This window comes from Pseudomonas sp. PvP089 (assembly GCF_017875165.1).
GTDB classification, from domain to species: domain Bacteria; phylum Pseudomonadota; class Gammaproteobacteria; order Pseudomonadales; family Pseudomonadaceae; genus Aquipseudomonas; species Aquipseudomonas fortuita.
This window is the reverse complement of record NZ_JAGGME010000001.1, coordinates 5,307,606-5,330,776: the sequence shown is the minus strand read 5'-3', so window position 1 is coordinate 5,330,776 and position 23,171 is coordinate 5,307,606. Positions and strand designations below refer to the sequence as shown.

At 62.6% G+C, this 23,171-nt stretch carries 24 protein-coding genes; 14 read left to right on the top strand and 10 right to left on the bottom strand.

Going from position 1 to position 23,171, the window contains the following annotated elements:
• Window position 1 precedes the first annotated feature (1 nt).
• Entirely contained in the window at window positions 2-289 is a 288-nt protein-coding gene (gatC, locus tag J3A71_RS24345; protein WP_016485019.1) for an Asp-tRNA(Asn)/Glu-tRNA(Gln) amidotransferase subunit GatC, read from the bottom strand.
• Between the two features lie 205 nt (window positions 290-494).
• Here gatC and mreB point away from each other — a divergent pair, with 205 nt between their 5' ends.
• The 8 genes from mreB (at window position 495) to tldD (ending at window position 11,605) form a co-directional block, all read left to right on the top strand.
• Window positions 495-1,532: a rod shape-determining protein MreB gene (gene mreB / locus J3A71_RS24340; protein ID WP_003255163.1), complete on the top strand. Its 1,038-nt coding sequence runs from the start codon at window positions 495-497 to the stop codon at window positions 1,530-1,532.
• Window positions 1,533-1,698: 166 nt separating this feature from the next.
• Window positions 1,699-2,754: a rod shape-determining protein MreC gene (gene mreC / locus J3A71_RS24335; RefSeq protein WP_096425612.1), complete on the top strand. Its 1,056-nt coding sequence runs from the start codon at window positions 1,699-1,701 to the stop codon at window positions 2,752-2,754.
• On the top strand, window positions 2,754-3,242 hold the full coding sequence (gene mreD / locus J3A71_RS24330; RefSeq protein WP_016485021.1) for a rod shape-determining protein MreD: 489 nt from the start codon (window positions 2,754-2,756) through the stop codon (window positions 3,240-3,242). The genes mreC and mreD overlap by 1 nt, the downstream gene beginning before the upstream one ends.
• Before the next feature lie 33 nt (window positions 3,243-3,275).
• The gene (locus J3A71_RS24325; protein ID WP_016485022.1) at window positions 3,276-3,887 is read left to right on the top strand and encodes a Maf family protein; all 612 of its coding nucleotides are present in this window, start codon (window positions 3,276-3,278) and stop codon (window positions 3,885-3,887) included.
• A gap of 54 nt (window positions 3,888-3,941) precedes the next feature.
• The gene (gene rng / locus J3A71_RS24320) at window positions 3,942-5,399 is read left to right on the top strand and encodes a ribonuclease G (protein WP_016485023.1); all 1,458 of its coding nucleotides are present in this window, start codon (window positions 3,942-3,944) and stop codon (window positions 5,397-5,399) included.
• Between the two features lie 82 nt (window positions 5,400-5,481).
• Entirely contained in the window at window positions 5,482-9,303 is a 3,822-nt protein-coding gene (locus tag J3A71_RS24315) for a YhdP family protein (protein WP_209953393.1), read from the top strand.
• An 8-nt stretch (window positions 9,304-9,311) separates the two neighbouring features.
• Entirely contained in the window at window positions 9,312-10,163 is an 852-nt protein-coding gene (locus tag J3A71_RS24310) for a carbon-nitrogen hydrolase family protein (protein WP_060517611.1), read from the top strand.
• Window positions 10,164-10,165: 2 nt separating this feature from the next.
• Window positions 10,166-11,605, top strand: coding sequence for a metalloprotease TldD (gene tldD / locus J3A71_RS24305; RefSeq protein WP_016485026.1), 1,440 nt, complete (start codon window positions 10,166-10,168; stop codon window positions 11,603-11,605).
• Window positions 11,606-11,729: 124 nt separating this feature from the next.
• On the opposite strand, the gene yjgA is transcribed toward tldD, so the two are convergent.
• Window positions 11,730-12,251, bottom strand: coding sequence for a ribosome biogenesis factor YjgA (gene yjgA, locus J3A71_RS24300; RefSeq protein ID WP_016485027.1), 522 nt, complete (start codon window positions 12,249-12,251; stop codon window positions 11,730-11,732).
• Window positions 12,252-12,360: 109 nt separating this feature from the next.
• On the opposite strand from yjgA, the gene pmbA reads away from it, so the two are divergent.
• The 6 genes from pmbA (at window position 12,361) to J3A71_RS24270 (ending at window position 17,629) form a co-directional block, all read left to right on the top strand.
• Window positions 12,361-13,707, top strand: a complete 1,347-nt coding sequence (gene pmbA, locus J3A71_RS24295; protein ID WP_060517609.1) for a metalloprotease PmbA — start codon at window positions 12,361-12,363, stop codon at window positions 13,705-13,707.
• A 126-nt stretch (window positions 13,708-13,833) separates the two neighbouring features.
• Window positions 13,834-14,235: a hypothetical protein gene (locus J3A71_RS24290; protein ID WP_016485029.1), complete on the top strand. Its 402-nt coding sequence runs from the start codon at window positions 13,834-13,836 to the stop codon at window positions 14,233-14,235.
• Window positions 14,228-15,604, top strand: coding sequence for a class II fumarate hydratase (locus J3A71_RS24285; protein ID WP_209953385.1), 1,377 nt, complete (start codon window positions 14,228-14,230; stop codon window positions 15,602-15,604). The genes J3A71_RS24290 and J3A71_RS24285 overlap by 8 nt, the downstream gene beginning before the upstream one ends.
• 45 nt (window positions 15,605-15,649) lie before the next feature.
• Window positions 15,650-16,111, top strand: a complete 462-nt coding sequence (locus tag J3A71_RS24280; protein WP_023046947.1) for a hypothetical protein — start codon at window positions 15,650-15,652, stop codon at window positions 16,109-16,111.
• Between the two features lies 1 nt (window position 16,112).
• Complete coding sequence (locus tag J3A71_RS24275) at window positions 16,113-16,724, top strand: superoxide dismutase (RefSeq protein ID WP_023046948.1); 612 nt, start codon at window positions 16,113-16,115, stop codon at window positions 16,722-16,724.
• Between the two features lie 11 nt (window positions 16,725-16,735).
• The gene (locus J3A71_RS24270) at window positions 16,736-17,629 is read left to right on the top strand and encodes a ZIP family metal transporter (protein WP_016485033.1); all 894 of its coding nucleotides are present in this window, start codon (window positions 16,736-16,738) and stop codon (window positions 17,627-17,629) included.
• Between the two features lie 44 nt (window positions 17,630-17,673).
• Here J3A71_RS24270 and J3A71_RS24265 read toward each other — a convergent pair whose 3' ends face one another.
• From J3A71_RS24265 to lptC, 8 genes are all read right to left on the bottom strand, one after another.
• Window positions 17,674-17,946, bottom strand: a complete 273-nt coding sequence (locus J3A71_RS24265) for an HPr family phosphocarrier protein (RefSeq protein ID WP_016485034.1) — start codon at window positions 17,944-17,946, stop codon at window positions 17,674-17,676.
• Between the two features lie 19 nt (window positions 17,947-17,965).
• Entirely contained in the window at window positions 17,966-18,820 is an 855-nt protein-coding gene (gene rapZ, locus J3A71_RS24260) for an RNase adapter RapZ (RefSeq protein ID WP_016485035.1), read from the bottom strand.
• Between the two features lie 2 nt (window positions 18,821-18,822).
• A complete protein-coding gene (gene ptsN, locus J3A71_RS24255) occupies window positions 18,823-19,287 on the bottom strand; it encodes a PTS IIA-like nitrogen regulatory protein PtsN (RefSeq protein WP_016485036.1) in 465 nt (154 codons plus the stop codon).
• Window positions 19,288-19,299: 12 nt separating this feature from the next.
• Complete coding sequence (gene raiA / locus J3A71_RS24250) at window positions 19,300-19,608, bottom strand: ribosome-associated translation inhibitor RaiA (RefSeq protein WP_016485037.1); 309 nt, start codon at window positions 19,606-19,608, stop codon at window positions 19,300-19,302.
• Between the two features lie 79 nt (window positions 19,609-19,687).
• Window positions 19,688-21,181, bottom strand: coding sequence for an RNA polymerase factor sigma-54 (locus J3A71_RS24245; protein ID WP_024717623.1), 1,494 nt, complete (start codon window positions 21,179-21,181; stop codon window positions 19,688-19,690).
• A 177-nt stretch (window positions 21,182-21,358) separates the two neighbouring features.
• Window positions 21,359-22,084, bottom strand: a complete 726-nt coding sequence (gene lptB / locus J3A71_RS24240; protein ID WP_003255132.1) for an LPS export ABC transporter ATP-binding protein — start codon at window positions 22,082-22,084, stop codon at window positions 21,359-21,361.
• Entirely contained in the window at window positions 22,085-22,609 is a 525-nt protein-coding gene (gene lptA / locus J3A71_RS24235; protein WP_016485039.1) for a lipopolysaccharide transport periplasmic protein LptA, read from the bottom strand.
• Window positions 22,596-23,168, bottom strand: coding sequence for an LPS export ABC transporter periplasmic protein LptC (gene lptC, locus J3A71_RS24230; protein WP_016485040.1), 573 nt, complete (start codon window positions 23,166-23,168; stop codon window positions 22,596-22,598). The genes lptA and lptC overlap by 14 nt, the downstream gene beginning before the upstream one ends.
• Between the last annotated feature and the right edge of the window lie 3 nt (window positions 23,169-23,171).

Genomic DNA, 23,171 nt, shown 5'->3' with positions numbered 1-23,171 from the left:
CTTACTCGATGACTTTGGGAACCAGGTACAGACCGCTTTCGGTCGAGGGCGCGATAGCCTGGTAGGCATCGCGCTGGTTGCTTTCGGTGACCTGGTCGGGGCGCAGGCGCTGGCTGGCTTCCAGCGGGTGGGCCAGGGGCTCGATGCCAGTGGTATCGACCGCTTGCATCTGGTCGACCAGCCCGAGGATGCTGTTCAGGGCTTCGGTAATGCGTGGCAGTTCGCCATCATTCAGCCCCAGACGGGCCAGATGGGCGATCTTTTCCACGTCGCAGCGTTCAAGCGCCATGAGGATCTCCAAGGGAAACAAAGAACGGAATTTGGGTCCGCGGTGAGGAACATGTCAGCTTTCTGGCGGTCCAACGGCCGCGATCATCGGCTGGCGTGCTCGGAAAAACAGCCAATTTAACATATTGGCTCCTTGCCCAAAATCCCTGCCATTGTTAGAGTTTGCCGCACTTTTTTACCCACGCTTTCCCCAGGGTCACTTTCCCATGTTCAAGAAACTGCGTGGCATGTTTTCCAGCGATCTTTCCATCGACCTGGGTACTGCCAACACCCTTATTTACGTGCGTGAGCGCGGTATCGTCCTGAATGAGCCCTCGGTTGTTGCCATCCGTACCCATGGCAATCAGAAAAGCGTCGTCGCCGTCGGTACCGAAGCCAAACGCATGCTGGGCCGTACGCCTGGCAACATTGCTGCCATTCGTCCGATGAAGGACGGCGTCATCGCCGACTTCAGCGTTTGCGAAAAAATGTTGCAGTATTTTATCAACAAGGTTCACGAGAACAGCTTCCTGCAGCCAAGCCCGCGCGTGCTGATCTGCGTACCGTGCAAGTCGACCCAGGTAGAGCGCCGCGCCATTCGCGAGTCGGCCCTGGGTGCCGGTGCCCGTGAAGTGTTCCTGATCGAAGAACCGATGGCTGCTGCCATCGGTGCTGGCTTGCCGGTTGAAGAGGCCCGCGGTTCGATGGTCGTCGATATCGGTGGTGGTACCACTGAAATCGCGCTGATCTCCCTGAACGGCGTGGTCTATGCCGAATCCGTCCGCGTTGGCGGCGACCGCTTTGACGAGGCCATCGTCACCTACGTGCGCCGCAACTACGGCAGCCTGATCGGCGAGTCCACTGCCGAGCGCATCAAGCAGGAAATCGGTACCGCCTACCCGGGCGGCGAGGTACGCGAAGTCGATGTGCGTGGCCGCAACCTGGCCGAGGGCGTACCGCGTGCCTTCACCCTTAACTCCAACGAAGTGCTCGAAGCGTTGCAGGAATCGCTGGCGACCATTGTCCAGGCCGTGAAGAGCGCCCTGGAGCAATCGCCGCCCGAACTGGCTTCGGACATCGCCGAACGTGGCCTGGTGCTGACCGGTGGTGGTGCGCTGCTGCGCGACCTCGACAAACTGCTGGCCCAGGAAACCGGCCTGCCGGTAATCGTCGCCGAGGACCCGCTGACCTGTGTCGCCCGTGGCGGCGGTCGCGCCCTGGAGATGATGGACAAGCACGCGATGGACCTGCTCTCCAGCGAGTGATCCCACTCGCTGTTCACGAGCGCCCGGTTTACAGGTACTACGCACAGTGCTACCTGTATGTGCTGGGCTGGCGCCCGTTAAGGGCGCCGTATCCGTCAACCCGCAACCAGGCTGGTGCGTTGTCCCATGTCCAATGACCTCCTGAGTCGTCCACGAGGAACGGCCCATTAAACCGCTTTTCTCCAAGGGCCCTTCGCTGGGCGTTCGCCTGCTCGTTCTGGTGGTAATGTCGGTCGCGTTGATGGTTGTCGACGCGCGCTTTGACGTGCTCAAGCCCGTGCGCAGCCAGATGGGGCTGGTGCTGATGGAGTCGTACTGGATCACCGACCTGCCGCAACGTGCGTGGCAAGGCGTGGCCGGCCAGTTCGGCAGCCGCACCGAGTTGATTGCCGAAAACGAAAAGCTCAAGACCGAAGCGCTGCTGTTGCAGGGGCGCCTGCAGAAGCTGGCAGCCCTGACCGAGCAGAACGTGCGCCTGCGTGAATTGCTGAACTCTTCGGCGCTGGTCAACGAAAAAGTCGAAGTGGCCGAGCTGATCGGTGTCGACCCCAACCCGTTCACCCACCGCATACTGATCAACAAGGGCGAGCGTGACGGCGTGTTCCTTGGCCAGCCGGTACTCGATGCGCGCGGCCTGATGGGCCAGGTAGTCGAGTTGATGCCCTACACCTCGCGGGTGCTGCTGCTGACCGATACCACCCATAGCATCCCGGTGCAGGTCAACCGCAACGGCCTGCGTGCCATCGCCAGTGGCACCGGTAACCCGGAGCGCCTTGAACTGCGCCATGTGGCCGACACCGCCGACGTGAAGGAAGGCGACCTGTTGGTCAGCTCCGGCATGGGCCAACGGTTCCCGGCCGGCTACCCGGTGGCGACGGTCAACGAGGTGATCCACGATTCCGGGCAGCCTTTCGCCATCGTGCGCGCCATCCCCACTGCCGCGCTCAACCGCAGCCGCTACATGCTGCTGGTATTCAGTGACCGGCGTACCCCGGAGCAGCGTGCTACCGACGCCGCCATCGCCCAGGAAGAGGCGGACCGCAAGGGCACCTCGGCCCTCGGCCAACCGGCCAGCACAGGTGAGCAGGGCACACCAGCCAGCAATACGCCTGTGGCGCCAGCCACACCCGCAGCGCCGGCCGCCCAGCCAGCAGCCCCGGCAGCTACCCCTGCCACGCCTGCCGCAGCGCCTGCCGCACCCGCTAACACCCGGAGACAATGATGGCTGCTTCACGCCGCAACAACGGCTGGGTCATCTGGCTGACTTTCGCCATCGGCCTGCTGCTCAGCGTCTCGCCCATGCCGCAGTTCATGGAAGTGTTCCGCCCCATGTGGCTGGCTTTGCTGGTGTCGTTCTGGACCCTGGCGGTGCCGGGCAAGGTCGGTATGACCACGGCATTCGTGCTGGGCCTGGCCGAGGACGTGTTATACGGTACTCTGCTGGGGCAGAACGCATTGATCCTCACCCTCATCACCTTCCTGGTGCTGTCCCTGCAGCAGCGCCTGCGCATGTTCCCCATGTGGCAGCAGAGCCTGGTGATCCTGGTCATATTCGGCATTGCCCAACTCATCCAGTTGTGGCTCAGCGCGCTGACCGGCAACCGCCTGCCGACCCTGGCGCTGGTCTGGTCGGCGGTAATCAGTGCCTTGCTCTGGCCATGGATCAGTTTCGCCCTGCGCGACCTGCGCCGACGCTTGCATATCAACTGACGGCGACGCCGCAACTGACAGGGAGATGTCTGCATGAACCCGCTATACCTGGCCTCTGGCTCGCCCCGCCGTCGCGAATTGCTGACCCAGATCGGTGTGCCCTTCACTGTCGTCAGTGCGCCCATCGATGAAACCCCGCTGCCCGGTGAAAACGCCCCGGCCTACGTTGAGCGCCTGGCCCGGGCCAAGGCTGCTGCCGGTCTGGCCCGTGTCGAGGGCCCGGCAGTGGTGCTGGGGGCAGACACTGCCGTAGTGCTCGACGGGCGTATTCTGGGCAAGCCGGAAAACCGCGAAGAGGCCCTGGCCATGCTGGCCGACCTGTCGGGCCGCGAGCACCAGGTATTGACTGCGGTTGCCCTCAGCAATGGGCTGCTTACGCAAAGCCTGTGCGTCACCAGCAAGGTGCGCTTCCGGGCCATCAGCGCCGATGAAGCGCAACGCTACTGGGCCAGCGGTGAGCCTGTGGACAAGGCAGGTGGCTACGCCATCCAGGGCCTGGGCGCAGTGTTCGTCACCGGCCTTGGCGGCAGTTATTCGGCCGTGGTAGGCCTGCCCCTCAGTGAGACGGCCGAGTTGCTTGGCACGTTTGGTATCGCCTGTTGGCAATCGCCCGTGCATACGCCAGAGGTAACAAACCCGCGGTAGCCAGCACGGCGTACGCCATCCATCATTACAAAAGACCTTTGACGAGAGCCGGCCATGAGTGAAGAGATCCTGATCAACATCACCCCGATGGAGTCACGCGTGGCGGTGGTGGAAAACGGGGTACTGCAGGAAGTGCACGTCGAGCGCACCCAGCGCCGTGGCATCGTCGGCAATATCTACAAGGGCAAGGTGGTGCGTGTGCTGCCGGGCATGCAGGCGGCCTTCGTCGACATCGGCCTGGAGCGTGCCGCGTTCATCCATGCCTCGGAGATCTCCCAGCGTGAAGGCTCGGCAGTCGAGACCATCACTGCACTGGTGCATGAAGGGCAGGCCCTTGTGGTGCAGGTGACCAAGGACCCGATCGGTACCAAAGGTGCGCGCCTGACCACCCAGCTGTCGATCCCTTCGCGCTACCTGGTGTACATGCCGCGCAGCAGTCATGTCGGCATTTCGCTTAAGATCGAAGACGAAGCCGAGCGGGACCGCCTGAAGCAGGTGGTCAGCAACTGTATGGAAAGCGAAAACATCAAGGATGCCGGCGGCTTCATCCTGCGCACCGCCGCCGAAGGCGCGCGTGCCGAAGAGATCTTGCAGGACATCCGGTACCTGCGTCGCCTGTGGGAGCAGATTGGCTCGCAGATCAAGACCTGCGGCGCCCCCATGGTCATCTACGAGGACCTTGGCCTCGCCCTGCGTACCCTGCGTGACCTGGTCAACCCGAAGATCGAGAAGATCCGCATCGACTCGCGTGAAACCTTCCAGAAGACCACGCAGTTTGTCGGCGAACTGATGCCGGAGATCGCCGACCGCCTTGAACACTACCCTGGTGAACGGCCCATCTTTGACTTGTATGGTGTCGAAGATGAAATCCAGCGCGCGCTGGAGCGCAAGGTCCCGCTCAAGTCCGGCGGCTATCTGGTAGTCGACCCGGCCGAAGCGATGACCACCATTGACGTGAACACCGGTGCATTCGTTGGCCATCGCAACCTTGAAGAGACCATCTTCAAGACCAACCTGGAGGCTGCCACCGCCATCGCCCGGCAGCTGCGCCTGCGCAATATCGGCGGCATCATCATCATCGACTTCATCGACATGGAAGATGAAGAACACCAGCGCCAGGTGCTGCGCACACTGGAAAAGCAGCTGGAACGGGACCACGCAAAGACCAACATCATCGGCATCACCGAACTGGGCCTGGTGCAGATGACCCGCAAGCGCACCCGTGAAAGCCTGGAGCAGGTGTTGTGCGAGCCGTGCCTGGCCTGCCAGGGCCGTGGCAAGCTGAAAACCCCCGAGACCATCTGTTACGAAATTTTCCGCGAGATCCTGCGCGAGGCCCGTGCCTATCAGGCCGAGGGCTACCGCGTGCTGGCCAACCAGAAGGTGGTCGACCGCCTGCTGGATGAGGAGTCCGGCAACGTGGCAGAACTGGAAGCCTTTATCGGTCGAACCATTCGCTTCCAGGTCGAGTCGATGTATTCGCAGGAACAATACGACGTGGTGCTGCTCTGAGGTCTTCTCGAACGCGCCGCTGGATGGCCGGGCTGGCAAAATCGCCACTACCGGCCATCATGGATAAACGACTTGGAGGGCCATGGCCATGGGACGTCTGACCCGCGTTCTTGTCGCCTTGACCCGCTGGGGGCTGGGCTTTTGCGCCCTGCTGGCGGTATTGGTGGCGCTGTATGTCAGCCTCGGCCGCGAGTTGGTGCCGCTGGTGGCCGAGTACCGTGCCGATGTGGAGCGCAAAGCCGAAGAGGCATTGGGCCTGCCGGTGCATGTCGGTGCCCTGGAAGGGCGCTGGAGCGGCCTGGCGCCGGTGTTGCGGGTACGTGACCTGCAACTGGGTGAAGGTGCAACGGCGCTGCGCCTGGACGAGGTAAAGGTGGTTCCCGATGTCTGGGCCAGCCTCACTGCCCGCGAAGTGCGTTTGGCGCGAATACAGCTGGGCGGCCTGCAACTGATCCTGCGCGAGAACGAGCAGGGTGCCTGGCACCTTGAAGGCCTGCCGAAGAAGGACGATGCGCCACTTGATCCCGCCGAACTGCTGCAGCGCCTGCGCCAGTTGGGCCGCATTGATGTGTTCGACAGCCAGGTCACTTTGCACCCGTGGCAGCGTGACCCGCTTACCCTGACGTATGTGAGCGCCGGGCTGCAGGCAGGTGCTTCGCGCCAGGTTGTGAACCTGCGTGCAACCCTGCCCGATGGCCAGCCCTTGGCGCTGAACCTGCGTAGCCGTATGTCGGCCGAGGCCTGGCGTGACGGCCAGGTAAATGCCTACCTGAGCCTCCCGCAGAGTGACTGGGCGCGATGGTTGCCCCCGCGGCTGCTGGGGCAGTGGTATGCCGACACGCTGCGAGCGGGCGGCGAGTTCTGGGTCGACTGGCGCAAAGGGCAATTGCAGCAGGCAGTGGTGCGGCTCAACGCACCAGAGCTGCAGGGCGGTTATGCCGGGCGCAAGGCCGCGACACTGAACAACCTGGCCTTGGGCGCCTGGTTCCAGCGTCAGGCTCAAGGCTTTGATGTAGTTGTCGACTCCCTGGCCATGGACATCGGCAAGACCCGTTGGGAGTCGCACCTGCAGTTGCAGCAGCGCCCTGGCGAGAACGCTGCCGATGAAAGCTGGAAGCTGCAGGCCGACCGGCTCCACCTTACGCCCTTGACCCCGCTGATCGACGCGCTGGCACCGCTGCCTGACAATGTCATGGCCGTGGTCGATGGCCTGAAGGTAACCGGCGCGTTGCGCAATGTACGGCTGGAGGCCCGGCCCAAGGCCGAGGGTGACCAACGCCTTCTGTTCGACGCCAACCTGGAGAAGATCGGTTTCAATGCATACCACGGTGCCCCGGCGGCCGGTAACGTCAGTGGCAGCATCAGCGGCGACCTGGGGCATGGTGAACTGCGCCTGGATACCGATGCGTTCATGCTGCACCTGTACCCGATCTTCGCCAAACCGTGGCACTACCAGCAAGCCAATGCGCGCCTGACCTGGGCGCTGGACAAGGAAGGCTTTACCCTCGTTGCGCCTTACCTCAAGGTACTGGGCGAGGAGGGCAAGATTGCCGGTGACTTCCTTATTCGCCTGTTGTTCGAAGAAGGCCGCGAGGACTACATGGACCTGCGTGTCGGCCTGACCGAGGGCGATGGCCGCTACACCGCCAAGTACCTGCCTGAAGTGCTAAGTCCGGCCCTCGACGAATGGCTGCGCAGCGCCATCGTCAAAGGCACGGTGGATGAAGGCTACTTCCAGTACCAGGGCTCGCTGAACCACGGCGCCGCGCCAGAGGCTCGCAGCATCAGCCTGTTTTTCAAGGTGCGAGACGCAGCCTTGGACTTCCAGCCTGGCTGGCCGCAGGTGCAGCACGTCGATGGCGATGTGTTCATCGAAGACAGCGGGGTGCGCATCAAGGCTCAGCGTGGCGTGTTGCTCGACACCAAGGTGAGTGATGTCAGCGTCGATATTCCGCATGTCGAGGGTGACCAGCACAGCCGTCTTTACCTGGATGGCGACTTCGACGGCAGCCTGGGCGATGGCCTGAAAATACTCAAGGAAGCGCCGATCGGCACGGGCGAAATCTTCGCCGGCTGGGAGGGCGAAGGGCCGTTGCAGGGCAAGCTCAAGCTCGACATCCCGCTGGCCCACGGAGAGCGGCCGAAGGTCCAGGTGGACTTCGCCACCCGCGATGCGCGCCTGAAAGTGGCCCCGTCGAGCCTGGAATTGAGCCGCTTGAAGGGTGACTTCAGCTTCGATTTTGACAAGGGTCTGAGTGGCAAAGGCATCAGCCTGCAGGCGTTCGGCAAGCCGGTGACGGCGCAAATTACCGCCGAAGGCCAGCCGGGGCAGATGCAGACGCGCATCGACGCCAATGGCCAGGTATCGCTGAAGGCACTGACCGACTGGCTGCAGTTCAAGCAGGCCTTGCCAGCATCCGGCGACATCCCTTACCAGTTGCAGCTCAGCCTGGGTAGCCGGGATAACCGGCTGAGCGTCAACTCCACCCTCAAGGGCTTGGCCATCGACCTGCCGGCACCCTTCGGCAAAGCTGCTGCAGACTCTCGCGACAGCCGGTTCAGTATGAGCCTGCAGGGCCAGGAGCGGCGTTTCGATGCGGCGTACACCGACCTTGCACGCTTTGCCTACGCCGCACCGGCCGACAAGCTGGCCCAGGGCCGTGGTGAGTTGTTGCTTGGCACCGGTGACGCCCAGCTGCCCGCTGGCCAGGGCTTGCGCGTGCGCGGTCGCCTGGAGTCGCTGGACCTGGCACCCTGGCAGGAACAGGCGGCCCGTCTTGCTGGCGACGACCCGGGGGGGAGCGCGCGACAGAACCTGCAAAGTGTCGACTTGAGCATTGGTCAGCTGAAGGCCTTCGGCATGGACCTGAACCAGGCCGTGGTACGCATGGCCCGTGGCGGTGCGGCCTGGGACCTGCGCCTCGACAGCAGGGAAGTGATTGGCAACGCTCGGGTGCCGGATGCCAAGGGTGCGCCCATGGTCGTGCGCATGCAGACGCTGCGTCTGCCCGCTGCCGACCCTGCCCAGGCTGAGGCCGAAGACGGCCCGGACCCCTTGGCCTCGTTCGACCCGCGCAAGGTGCCGGCGCTGGACCTGAGCATCGACAAGCTCTACCGCGGCGACGACCTGTTCGGCAGCGCGGCGATCAAATTGCGACCGACAACGCGCGGCGTGACCGCCAGCGACATCGACCTTGACTTCAAAGGGCTGCGCATCGACGGTGGTGGTGGCTGGGAGGGCGCGCAAGGCCGTACCAGCAGTTGGTACAAAGGGCGCCTGGACGGCAAGAACCTGGGGGATGTGCTCAAAGCCTGGGGCTTCGCCCCTACCGTGACCAGCCGTGACTTCCGCCTGGATGTGGACGGCCGCTGGCCCGGGTCGCCTGCTGCGGTGGGCCTGAAGCGGTTCTCTGGCAGCATGGACGCAGCACTGCGCACCGGCCAGTTCGTTGAAGTCGAGGGCGGCGCACAGGCACTGCGCGTGTTCGGCCTGCTCAACTTCAACTCCATCGGCCGGCGTCTGCGCCTGGACTTCTCCGACTTGTTCGAAAAGGGCCTGGCCTATGACCGGGTCAAAGGCCTGCTGGTGGCCAGTGATGGTGTCTATGTGACCCGCGAGCCGATCAGTGTGACTGGCCCGTCGAGCAACTTCGAACTGGAGGGCACGCTGGACATGGTACGCGACCGGGTCGATGCCAACCTGCAGGTGAGCTTGCCGGTCACCAACAACCTGCCGCTGGCGGCACTGATTATCGGCGCGCCGGCCGTGGGCGGCGCGCTGTTCCTGGTCGACCGGTTGATCGGTGACCGTGTCTCGCGCTTTGCCAGCGTGCACTACCGTGTAGAAGGGCCGTGGAAAGAGCCTAGAATCACATTTGTGAAACCTTTCGAGAAATCCCGCTAGGAGTGCCCATGAAGGCAGCGGTAATCCAGATGGTCAGCCAGGATGATGTGCTGGCCAACCTGCAGCGTGCCGGTGTTCTGTTGGAGCAGGCCGCCTTTGGCGGCGCACGGCTGGCGGTGCTGCCGGAAAACTTCGCCGCCATGGGCCGCAAGGACGCCGCTGCCATCGGCCGCGCCGAAGCATTGGGTGAAGGGCCGATCCTGCCATGGTTGAAACGCACCGCCCGCGACCTCAAGTTATGGATTGTCGCCGGTACTTTGCCCTTGCCGCCGGTCGGCCAGCCCGAGGCCAAGGCTCATGCCTGCTCGCTGCTGATCGACGAGCACGGCGAGGTGGCGGCACGGTATGACAAGCTGCACCTGTTCGACGTGGACGTTGTCGACAACCGCGGTCGGTACCGTGAGTCGGATGACTACGCCCATGGCACCCAGGTGGTCGTGGCGGACACGCCGGTTGGGCGGTTGGGGCTGAGCGTATGCTACGACTTGCGATTCCCCGAGCTGTACAGCGCACTGCGCGCCGCTGGCGCCGAACTGATCACTGCACCAGCGGCTTTTACTGCCGTTACAGGCGCGGCACATTGGGAAGTGCTGATACGCGCCCGCGCGATCGAAACCCAGTGTTACCTGCTGGCTGCTGCACAGGGCGGCACCCACCCAGGCCCACGGGAAACCCATGGCCATGCGGCGATCGTCGACCCTTGGGGGCGCATCGTCGTAGAGCAGGCGCAAGGCGAAGCGGTGCTGCTTGCCGAGCGCAACATTGATGAACAAGCGTCCATCCGGGCGCGCATGCCGGTGGTAACGCACCGGCGCTTTTTCTCGCAGGGCGCGTTGCGACCTGCGCATACCTCGGAGTGACTATGAGCCAGATGTTATCCACCGTCAGCGAGCAGCTCCTGGCCCCAGGCGGCTTGACCCTGGACAGCCTGCAGAGCGTGCTGGGTGAGTTGGCCGGCCCCGGCATCGACGCCGCCGACCTGTATTTCCAGGGTCAGATCTCGGAAACCTGGGCACTGGAAGACGGCATCGTCAAAGAGGGCAGCTTCAACCTGGACCAGGGCGTGGGCGTACGTGCCCAGTCCGGTGAAAAGACCGGCTTCGCCTATAGCAATGCGATCAACCTCGAGGCGTTGACCTCGGCTGCACGCGCCGCCCGTTCCATTTCCCGGGCCGGGCAGAACGGCACGGTCCAGGCCTTCCGCAGCCAGGAAGTGACCGCCCTGTATGGCGCAGACAATCCGCTGGATGTACTGAGCCGTGCCGAGAAGGTTGAGCTGCTCAAGCGTGTCGATGCTGCCACCCGCGCCCTGGACCCGCGCATCCAGCAGGTCAGCGTAAGCATGGCCGGGGTCTGGGAGCGCATCCTGATCGCTGCGGCCGATGGCAGCCTGGCCGCCGACGTGCGCCCGTTGGTGCGCTTCAACGTCAGCGTCATCGTCGAGCAGAACGGCCGCCGCGAGCGCGGCGGGCAGGGCGGTGGCGGGCGTACCGACTACCGCTTCTTCACCGAGGAACGGGTGATGGGCTATGCCCGCGAGGCATTGCGCCAGGCGCTGGTGAACCTGGAGGCGATCCCGGCACCTGCCGGCACCTTGCCGGTGGTGCTGGGTTCGGGCTGGTCGGGCGTGTTGCTGCACGAGGCGGTGGGCCATGGCCTGGAAGGTGACTTCAACCGCAAGGGCAGTTCGGCGTTCAGCGGCCGCATTGGCGAGAAAGTGGCATCGAGCCTGTGCACCATCGTTGACGATGGCACGCTCGAAGGCCGCCGTGGCTCGCTGAGCGTAGATGATGAGGGCACCCCGACCGAATGCACCACGCTGATCGAGAACGGTGTGCTCAAGGGTTACATGCAGGACAAGCTCAACGCACGCCTGATGGGTATGGCGGTCACCGGCAACGGCCGCCGTGAATCCTACGCGCACCTGCCGATGCCGCGCATGACCAACACCTACATGCGAGCAGGGCAAAGCGACCCTCAGGAAATCATCGCGTCGGTGAAAAAAGGTATCTACTGCGCCAGCCTGGGTGGTGGTCAGGTGGACATCACCAGTGGCAAGTTCGTGTTTTCGACCAGTGAGGCCTACCTGATCGAAGACGGCAAGATTACCGCCCCGGTGAAGGGCGCGACCCTGATCGGCAATGGGCCGGAGGCGATGAGCCGGGTGTCGATGGTCGGTAACGACCTGGCGCTGGACAGCGGAGTAGGGACGTGCGGCAAGGACGGGCAGTCGGTGCCGGTCGGGGTAGGGCAGCCTACCTTGAAGCTGGATGCGATTACCGTGGGTGGGACCGGGGCTTGATAGCTTCGGGGGCTTTTGTGGGAGCGGGCTTGCCCCGCGAAGAAGGCCACATAATGGTGGCTGACACCGGCTTTGCCGGTGTTCGCGGGGCAAGCCAGCTCCCACAGGGCCCCAGAGCAATCCGTCAGCGCAAGCCGCGTTGCAGCTCGTCGAGGTCGCGGATGTACTTGAACACCTTGCGTGCGGCGGCAGGCGGCTTGTTGCGGGCCTTCTCGTGCTGGGCATGGCGCACCAGCGAGCGCAGCTGCTGGCGGTCGGTGTCGGGGTACTCGTTGACGAAGCGCTCAAGGTCTTCGTCGTTGCCGTCGATCAACCGGTCGCGCCAGCGCTCCAGGCCGTGGAAGCGCTCGTTGTACTGGCGGGTCGAGCTGTCCATCTGCTCAAGCAAGGCGTGGATGGCATCCAGGTCCTGCACGCGCATCAGCTTGCCGACAAACGACATATGGCGTTTGCGGGCGCCATGAGCGGTGTGCTTGCTGGCCTCGGCCAGGGCCTTGCGCAGCTCGTCGGTCAACGGCAGGCGGGCCAGGGTATCGGCTTTGAGCGTGGTAAGGCGCTCGCCGAGTTCGACCAGCTCATGCAGTTCGCGCTTGATCTGGGTTTTGCTTTTTTCGCCGTCGAAGGCGTCGTTGTTTGAATCAACCATGGTGGCAGTCCGCTAGAAATCGCCGCCATGATAACCAGTCGGGGGCCGCTTGTCCGGCCCGGTCGTAGAATGACCCCAAGCCGTACGCAGAATTTGAGTGGAGAGAACCATGAGTGCAGTCCAGAGCGTAGGTCCGAAAGACCTGCCAGCATTGCAGGAGCAGGTCGAGGCAATCATTGCCGAGGCGCGCCGCCAGGGGGCCAGCGCCTGCGAAGTGGCGGTATCGCTGGAGCAGGGCCTGTCCACCACAGTACGCCAGCGCGAGGTTGAAACAGTTGAGTTCAACCGCGACCAGGGCTTTGGTATCACCCTTTATGTTGGCCAGCGCAAAGGCTCGGCCAGCACCTCGGCCAGTGGCCCGGAGGCGATCCGTGAGACCGTTGCGGCAGCCTTGGCCATTGCCAAACATACGTCCGAGGACGATTGCTCCGGCCTGGCCGACGCGGCGCTGATGGCCCGTGAAATCCCGGACCTGGACCTCTATCACGACTGGGCTATCGAGCCCGAAAGGGCCATCGAGATGGCCCTGGCCTGCGAAGCGGCGGCGTTCGATGAGGACCCGCGCATCCTCAACGCCGACGGCACCACACTCAATACCCACCAGGGCTGCCGCGTGTATGGCAACAGCCATGGCTTCATTGGCAGTTATGCTTCGACCCGGCACAGCCTGAGCTGTGTGATGATCGCTGAAGGCGACGGCCAGATGCAGCGTGACTACTGGTACGACGTGAACCGCCAGGGCAACCTGCTGGCCGACCCGCGCAGCATCGGCGTACGCGCGGCCCAGCGCGCAGCCAGCCGCTTGGGCGCGCGTCCGGTACCGACTTGCGAAGTACCGGTGCTGTTTTCCGCCGAACTGGCGGGTGGCCTGTTCGGCAGCTTCCTCTCGGCCATTTCCGGCGGCAATCTCTACCGCAAGTCGTCGTTCCTTGAAGGCACCATTGGTCAACGCCTGTTCCCCACCTGGCTGACCCTCGACGAGCGCCCTCACATTCCACGGGCACTGGGCAGCGCGGCGTTTGACGGTGATGGCCTGGCGACCTATGCCAAGCCGTTCGTCGACAAGGGCGAGCTGGTGTCTTACCTGCTGGGTACCTATTCCGGGCGTAAGCTGGGCTTGCCAAGCACAGCCAACGCCGGTGGTGTGCACAATCTGTTCGTCACTCACGGTGTCGAAGACCAGGCCGCACTGATCCGCCGTATGGGCCGCGGGCTGCTGGTGACCGAATTGATGGGGCATGGCCTTAACATGGTGACGGGTGATTACTCCCGTGGTGCGGCAGGCTTCTGGGTCGAAAATGGCGAGATTCAGCACGCTGTGCAGGAAGTGACCATTGCCGGCAATATGAAGGATATGTTCCAGCAGATTGTCGCGATTGGTAGCGATCTTGAGACCCGTAGCAATATCCATACGGGCTCGGTATTGATTGAGCGGATGACTGTTGCGGGTAGCTGATCTTTAGCAGAAATTTCAATGTCACTGAAAACCCGGCCCCTGCGCCGGGTTTTTTTTCATCACCTTTCCCTTGAAGTGATTCTGTTTATCACCTAATAATGAATATCATTATCCAGTAACCCGGCGATGATGTTCATGAAACCCGTCCTGCGCGAACTCCCCTACCTGGAAAACTGGCGCTGGCTCAGCCGGCGCATTCGCTGTGCGCTCGAGCCCGACGAGCCGCGCCTGATCGAGCATTACCTGGCCGAAGGCCGCTATCTGGTGTGCTGCACCGAGACCTCGCCATGGACGGTGGCATTGACCTCCTTCCGCCTGCTGCTGGATACCGCCTGCGACCGCATGCTGCCCTGGCACTGGCGTTGCCTGTGCCTGGATCAGGCCTGGCGCCCCCTGCTGGTGTTGCGCAACCTCGATCGCCACGAAGAAAACCAGCGCTGGCAGCCCTACGCCCTGCAGTTGGCCAATTGCCGTCTGCTGCCCTCCCTTTCTCCCGATGAATTGATGCAAGGATTTGATGATGAGTGATACCCGTATCGAGCGTGACAGCATGGGTGAGCTGCAGGTGCCGGCCAAGGCCTTGTACGGTGCACAGACCCAGCGCGCGGTCGACAACTTCCCGGTCAGTGGCCTGCGCATGCCGGCCCAGTTCATTCGTGCCCTGTTGCTGGCCAAGGCTGCCGCCGCCAAGGCCAACGTCGATCTGGAACAACTGTCTGCGGCGCAGGGCCAGGCCATCGTCAAGGCTGTCGAGCAACTCTTGGCGGAGGACTTCATCCAGCACTTCCCGGTGGATGTGTTCCAGACCGGCTCTGGCACAAGCTCGAACATGAACGCCAACGAGGTGATTGCCACCTTGGCCAGCCGCGTGCTGGGTGACGCTGTCAACGCCAACGACCACGTCAACTGTGGCCAGAGCAGCAACGACATCATCCCCACCACCATTCATGTCAGTGCTGCACTGGCCTTGCACGAGCAACTGCTGCCGGCGCTGAGCCACCTGGTACAGGTGATCGAGACCAAGTCGGCGCAAGTGCATCAGTATGTGAAAACGGGTCGCACCCACTTGATGGACGCCATGCCGGTACGCATGAGCCAAGTGCTGGACGGCTGGGCGGCGCAGATCAACGGTGCCAAGGGGCACATCGAAGCCACCTTGCCAAGCCTGCAGGCGCTGGCCCAGGGCGGTACCGCCGTGGGTACCGGCATCAATGCCCACCCTCAGTTCGCTGCCGGCTTTGCCCGGCAGCTCAGCGGCCTGACCCAGGTCGAGTTTACCCCGGGGCAGAACCTGTTCGCCCTGATCGGCTCGCAGGACACCGCCGTGGCGCTGTCTGGCCAGCTCAAGACCACGGCCGTGGCACTGATGAAGATCGCCAACGACCTGCGCTGGATGAACTCCGGCCCACTGGCCGGCCTGGGCGAAATCGAGCTGCAAGGCTTGCAGCCGGGCTCTTCGATCATGCCTGGTAAGGTCAACCCGGTGATCCCGGAGGCCACTGCCATGGTTGCTGCCCAGGTGATCGGTAACGACGCGACCATCGCTGTTGCTGGCCAGTCCGGCAATTTCGAGCTGAACGTGATGCTGCCGGTGATCGCCCGCAACCTGTTGGAGAGCATCGAGCTGATGGCCAACGTCAGCCGCTTGCTGGCCGACAAGGCCATCGCCAGCTTCAAGGTCAACGAGGACAAGCTCAAGGAAGCCCTGGCGCGCAACCCGATCCTGGTCACTGCGCTGAACCCGATCATTGGTTACCTCAAGGCCGCCGAAATCGCCAAGACCGCCTACAAGCAGGGCCGCCCGATCATCGAGGTGGCGTTGGCGCACACCGATCTTTCGCGTGACCAGCTGCAAGCGCTGCTGGACCCGGAAAAGCTCACTGCCGGCGGTATCTGACCCTGCGTCACCGCCTTAGCGCCATCAGCGCGGAGTAGCAATGCCATGCAGCACTGGAAACGCACGACCGAAACAGCCAACCGCCTGTTCGACCAAGGCGAGCTGGTAGACGCCCGGGAACATTACCTGCAGGCACTGGCGCTGGCACAGGTGCTGTTCGAGCGCTGGCATGACGTTGACGAAGCGGTGGCCGCGTTGGTCATCGCCCACCACAACCTGGCTGACCTGCACCTGCGCCTGAATCAGCCGCACGAAAGCGCCGACTACCTGTGCGCCGCCCACCAGCGGCTGCTGCAGGCCAGCCAGGAGGCGCGTTTGCCCCAGGCTCTGCGTGACGCGGCCCTGCGCCACAGTGGGAGAACCTATACCGAACTGCTGAGCTTCATCGCCGAGTACGGTCAGTACCCACGTACCGAGCGCCTGCTCCACCGCCACAATGCCGGGGGCAGCGAGATCGCTGCCCGGCCGGACGTGGCGCCCAGAACCCATGCCTACGGAATTCACTGACATGCCCCATACCTTGCCTGCTTTGCCTTACGCCTACGATGCACTGGAGCCGCACATCGACGCCCAGACCATGGAGATCCACCACAGCAAGCACCATCAGACCTACGTCAATGGCCTCAATGCCGCCATCGAAGGCACCGAGTGGGCCGAGTGGCCCGTGGAAAAGCTGGTCGGTGCGGTCAAGCAACTGCCGGAAAACCTGCGGGGTGCGGTGACCAACCATGGCGGCGGCCACGCCAACCACAGCCTGTTCTGGACCGTAATGTCACCGCAGGGGGGCGGCGAGCCGCAGGGCCAGCTGGCGCAGGCCATCTCGTCGCAACTGGGCGGTTTCGACGCCTTCAAGGACGCCTTCACCAAAGCGGCGCTGACCCGTTTCGGCAGTGGCTGGGCGTGGCTCAGCGTGACGCCGCAGAAAACCCTGGTGGTGGAAAGCAGCGGTAACCAGGACAGCCCGCTGATGCACGGCAATACGCCAGTTCTTGGTCTGGACGTGTGGGAGCATGCCTATTACCTGAAGTATCAGAACCGTCGTCCGGAATACATCGGTGCTTTCTACAACGTCATTGACTGGGCGGAAGTGGAACGTCGTTATGTTGAAGCCCTGAAGTGAGTCGGACCGGTATGCGCTCTGAAGTGATGTCTGTCAGCAGTGTGCGCCTGTTTCGTCTGGCGCTTGGGACTTTGCTGTTGCTGACCGGCACCGCGCTGCTGGTCGCGCGCGGCCTTGCCTGGCTGGACCTGGAGCCACGCATGTTGCGCGCCCTGGAGGGCGGCGCATTATGCGCACTGGGGACGGCGCTGGGGGCGGTACCGGTACTGGTCATTCGCAACATGCCGGTGGCGCTGGCCGACACGCTGCTGGGCTTCGGCGCAGGCGTGATGCTGGCAGCCACCGCATTTTCCCTGATCATTCCGGGCCTGGACGCGGCCCGGTCCGTAGGTTTCAGCCCATGGGCCGCCGGTGGCCTGATCAGCTTTGGCTTGTTGTTCGGTGCGCTGTGCCTGTTTCTGGTTGACCTCAAGGTGTCTGGCGCCTCGCCAGAAGCACTGGTCGGCACTGGCAACCAGCCGGTGATTGCTGCGCGTATCTGGCTGTTTGTCATTGCCATCGTTGCGCACAACATCCCCGAAGGCATGGCCATCGGTGTGTCGGCAGGTGGGGGCATGGCCGACGCCGACAGCCTGGCCATGGGCATTGCGTTGCAGGATGTGCCCGAGGGACTGGTGATTGCGCTGGTGTTGGCCGGGGCGGGCATGTCGCGTTTCAACGCTTTTCTGATTGGCGCTGCGTCAGGCTTGGTCGAGCCGCTGGCCGCAGTGATCTGTGCCTGGTTGGTGAACATCGCCGAACTGCTGTTGCCGCTGGGCCTGGCCTGCGCGGCAGGGGCGATGCTGCTGGTGGTGACCCAGGAGATCATCCCGGAATCGCGCAGTAACGGCCATCATCGTCTGGCCAGCCTGGGGCTGTGCATCGGGTTTTGCCTGATGATGGTGATGGACACCGCGCTGTCCTGATTCATGATCAGGTTTACGCGTTCCCAGCAGGACCGTGCAGGCTTCTATTCGCCTTCGTCGAAGAAGTTGTTGATCAGCTCGACCAACGCATTCATCGCCTCGTTGTCCTGCTCGCCTTCGGTATGCAGGTGCACCTGGGTGCCTTTGCCGGCTGCCAGCATCATCACCGCCATGATGCTCTTGCCGTCCACCAGCGTGTCCGGCGCGCGCCCAACGCGCACCTGGCAGGGATAACGGCCAGCCACGCCGACGAACTTGGCTGCCGCCCGGGCATGCAGGCCCAGCTTGTTGATAATGGTGATTTCGCGGGCGGGCATCGTGGGGCGGATCCTTGGGCTAGAGGTCGCGGTGGCGGACCTGGACGTTTTTCAGGGATTGCTGCAGCAACTGGCCAAGGCGCTCGGTTATGTACACCGAACGGTGGTGGCCGCCGGTGCAGCCGATGGCAATGGTAACGTAGGCGCGGTTGCTGGCGGCGAAGCGGGGGAGCCACTTGAGCAGGTAGCTGGAAATGTCGCTGAACATGTCTTCGACATCTGGCTGTGCGCCCAGGTAGTCGATGACCGGTTGCTCGAGGCCGGAGTGTTCGCGCAGTTCAGGCTTCCAGTAAGGGTTGGGCAGGCAGCGCACATCGAACACCAGGTCCGCATCGACCGGCATGCCCCGCTTGAAACCGAACGATTCGACCAGGAACGCGGTGCCAGGCTCGGGCTGGTTGAGCAGGCGCAGCTTGATCGAATCACGCAGTTGATACAGGTTCAGGTTGGTGGTGTCGATCTTCAGGTCAGCCAGGTCGGCGATCGGCCCCAAAAGCTCGCTCTCGACGCGGATCGCCTCGGCCAGCGAGCGGTTGGCATTGGTCAATGGGTGGCGTCGGCGGGTTTCCGAAAAGCGCTTGAGCAGCATGCCTTCGTCGGCATCCAGGAACAGCACATCACACTGGATATTGCGCGCGCGGGCTTCTTCGAGCAATTCGGGGAAGCGCGTCAGGTGGCTGGGCAGGTTACGTGCGTCGATCGACACTGCAACCTTCGGTTGCAGCAGTTCGGTGTTGATCAGCGCCTCTTCCGCCAGCTCCGGCAAGAGCGCGGCGGGCAGGTTGTCAATGCAGTAGAAACCATTGTCTTCCAGGACATCGAGGGCGGTACTCTTGCCGGAGCCGGACCGGCCGCTGACAATGATCAAGCGCATGTTCAGTGCTCGTTCTGTTCGTCCAGGACTACCTGGAAGAGGGCCTCGTTACTGCTGGCGCTACGCAAGCGATCACGAACTTCCTTGCGATCAAGCATGCTGGCAATCTGGCGCAGCAGTTCCAGGTGGGCATCGGTAGCGGCTTCAGGCACCAGCAAGACGAACAGCAGGTCCACGGGCGCGCCATCGATGGCGTCGTATTCGATTGGGGCGTCCAGGTGCAGCAGGGCACTGACCGGTGCGGAGCAGCCTTCAAGCCGGCAGTGAGGGATGGCGATGCCATTGCCGAAACCGGTCGAGCCGAGTTTTTCGCGGGCGACCAGTTTTTCGAAGACGTCTTGCATCTCCAGTTCAGGCACTTGATCGGCGATGAGGTTCGCAACCGTTTCCAAGGCGCGCTTTTTACTGCCGCCCGGCACGTTCACGAGAGAACGGCCGGGGGTCAGGATGGTTTCAAGTCGGATCATGGATGAGGGGGATCAGCGGGCAGCTGCACCTTGCAGCAGGCTTTGCTGTTTTTCCTTGTGTTTTTTCAGTTGGCGGTCGAGCTTGTCGGCCAAGGCGTCGATGGCTGCATACATGTCTTGGTCTTCGGCATTGGCAACCACTTCACCGCCAGGAATCTGCAGGGTCGCTTCGACCTTCTGCTGCAGCTTCTCGACTTTCATGATGACCTGCACGTTGGTGATCTTGTCGAAGTGACTTTCCACGCGGGCGAGCTTTTCAAGCACATAATCGCGCAGTGGCTGGGTGACTTCTACATGCTGTCCACTGATATTGACTTGCATACAGCTTCTCCTTTATTGCCCGTGCATAAAGAGGCAGGTCTTGCACCTGCCCCACAAACGCTGTGGCGCATCTCAGGGGCTACATCAGTCGCTTGCGTTCGCTCGACGGTGCTATGCCGAGCGACTCGCGGTACTTGGCGACGGTGCGACGGGCTACCTGGATGCCTTGTGCCTCCAGTAAACCAGCGATCTTGCTGTCACTCAATGGCTTTTTCTGATTTTCCGCTGCAACCAGTTTTTTGATGATCGCGCGGATCGCTGTAGACGAGCATTCTCCGCCTTCGGAGGTGCTGACGTGGCTGGAGAAAAAGTATTTCAGTTCGTAGATGCCACGCGGGGTGTGCATGTATTTTTGCGTGGTAACCCGAGAGATGGTCGACTCATGCATCCCCACCGCTTCGGCGATGTCATGCAGCACCAGCGGCTTCATTGCTTCATCACCATGGTCGAGGAAACCGCGCTGGTGCTCGACGATCTGCGTGGCAACCTTCATCAGGGTTTCGTTGCGGCTTTGCAGGCTCTTGATGAACCAGCGCGCTTCCTGCAACTGGTTGCGCATGAAGGTGTTGTCGGCACTGGTGTCGGCGCGGCGCACGAAGCCTGCGTATTGCGGGTTGACCCGCAGGCGCGGGATGGCTTCCTGGTTCAGCTCCACCAGCCAGCGGTCGCTGTCTTTGCGCACGATGACGTCGGGCACCACGTACTCGGGTTCGCTGGACTCGATCTGTGAGCCAGGGCGCGGGTTGAGGCTTTGTACCAGCTCGATGACCTGGCGCAGCTCGTCTTCCTTGATTTTCATGCGCCGCATCAGCTGGCTGTAGTCGCGGCTGCCGAGCAGGTCGATGAAATCGGTGACCAAGCGCTTGGCTTCGGTCATCCACGGAGTGTTGGCAGGCAGCTGGCGCAGTTGCAGCAGCAGGCATTCACCCAGGTTACGGGCGCCGACGCCGGCCGGTTCGAACTGCTGGATACGGTGCAGCACCGCTTCGACCTCGTCCAGCTCGATATCCAGCTCCGGGTCGAAACCGGCGCAGATTTCCTCAAGGGTGTCTTCCAGGTAGCCCTGGCCGTTGATGCTGTCGATGAGGGTAACGGCGATCAGGCGGTCGGTGTCGGACATCGGCGCCAGGTTCAGTTGCCACAGCAGGTGGCTTTGCAGGCTTTCGCCGGCCGATGTGCGGGTGGTGAAGTCCCACTCATCGTCATCGTTGCTCGGCAGGCTGCTGGCGCTGGTCTGGTAGATGTCTTCCCAGGCGGTATCGACCGGAAGCTCGTTGGGGATCCGCTCGCCCCACTCGCCATCTTCCAGGTTGTCGGCACTGACGGTGCTTTCCTGAAAGCTGTTGTCCTGGGCTTCGGCTGCCGGCTTGTTCTCGGCGTTGTCCGCCATCGGGTCGCTGTTGTCGAAGTCCTCGCCGTCTTCCTGACGTTCGAGCATCGGGTTCGACTCCAGCGCTTCCTGGATTTCCTGTTGGAGGTCCAGGGTGGAAAGCTGGAGCAGACGGATGGCCTGTTGCAACTGCGGTGTCATCGTCAGTTGCTGGCCCATTTTTAGGACGAGCGATGGTTTCATGGCTGGGGCTTAATACCTTGTTCGCCGGCGCGCATGCGCCATCCACTACACGAGGGCGCCGGGGCGCCAGATCAAGCAAGTTTTATGCCTTAAATTGTAGCGTTTGCCTAGAGCGCTGTAACAACTTTACCCGCGGTTTCACGGCTATGTGCCAGTGCTCCAGGCGCTTCCCCTGGGTCAGAGCCGGAACTCGTGGCCCAGGTAAACCTCTTTGACCAGGTCGTTGGCCAGGATGGTCTCGGCATCGCCTTCAGCGATCAGCCGGCCATCATTGACGATATAGGCGGTCTCGCAGATATCCAGGGTCTCGCGCACGTTGTGGTCGGTAATCAGCACACCGATGCCCTTGGCCTTGAGGTGGTGGATGATCTGCTTGATGTCACCAACCGAGATCGGGTCGACACCGGCGAAGGGTTCGTCCAGCAGGATGAACTTGGGTGCGGTTGCCAGGGCGCGGGCAATCTCGACGCGGCGGCGTTCACCACCGGAAAGGCTCATGCCGAGGTTGTCGCGAATGTGGCTGATGTGGAACTCCTGCAGCAGGCTTTCCAGCTCTTTGCGGCGGCCGTCGCGGTCGAGGTCCTTGCGGGTCTCGAGAATGGCCATGATGTTGTCGGCCACCGACAGTTTACGGAAGATCGAGGCTTCCTGCGGCAAGTAGCCGATGCCGGCACGGGCGCGGCCGTGCATGGGCTGGTGGCTGACATCGAGGTTGTCGATGAGCACGCGCCCCTGCTCGGCCTGGACCAGCCCGACAATCATGTAGAAGCAGGTGGTCTTGCCGGCGCCGTTGGGGCCGAGCAGGCCGACGATCTGGCCACTGTCGATCGACAGACTGACATCACGTACGACCTGCCGCCCCTTGTAGCTCTTGGCCAGATGCTGGGCTTTGAGGGTTGCCATTTACTCGGCCTTCTTCTTGGGCTGGATCACCATGTCGATGCGCTGACGTGGCTGGGTCACGTTGCCACCACGACCGGCGGTCGCCACCTGGGACTTGGTGTTGTAGACGATCTTCTCGCCTTCGGTCGTGTTGCCCTCGTTTTCGACCTTGGCGCGGTCGGTGAGGATCACGGTGTCTTTCTGCGCCTGGTACTGGATTGTCACTGCCCAGCCTTTCATCTTGTCTGGCTTGGCAGCGCTCTGTTGTTGCTCGAAGTAGGCCAGGTTGCCGACCGAGGTGACTACATCGATGTCGCCGTTGGCGGCGCGGGTCATGGTCACGGTGTTGCCTTTGATCATCATCGAACCTTGGGTGATGATCACGTCACCGGTATAGGTGGCCACGCCTTGCTTGTCATCCAGATGGGCCTGGTCGGCCTGGATGCGGATCGGCTGATCACGGTCATTCGGCAGTGCGAAGGCGCTCGCGCTTCCCAGTGCTGCGCTCAGGCTGAGCAAAAGGGGGAGGGTTTTAACGAGCCTCATACTGTCCTCTTACGTTAGAGAGCAGGTCCATCCTGCTTTCTTTCAAATACGCTTTCATTCCTTTGCCCGTAGTCGTGCCACCGGCGCCGTCGATTCTAACGGCTTGCTCGGTCTGCGCATATTGCTTCTGCGGGAACACGGTCATGCGTGAACTGGTAATGATGGTTTCACGCTGTTTTTCGTCGATGCGTGCAATCCGTACCTTGTCGATCAGCTCGACCTCGGTGCCGTCCGGGTTGACCTCGGCGCGGGTGCTTTGCACGTGCCACGGGTATTGGGTGCCGCGGTACAGGTGCAGGTCCGGCGTGGTCACCAAGGTGATTTCGCTGGTCTTCATGTGCTCGACCTTGTCGGCGGTCATTTCGTACTGCAGCTTGCCGTCGGGCAGAAATTGCACACTGTGCGCGTTGATCGCATAGTAGTCGATGGCGCTTTCGTCGACCTGGGCCACCGGCTTGTCGAGGAAGCTTTCCGGGCTGACATTCCAGTAGCCGACCGCCGCCAGCAGGGCGGCGATCACTGCTAGCAGCGCAATATTGCGGGCTTTCTTGCTGAACATGGG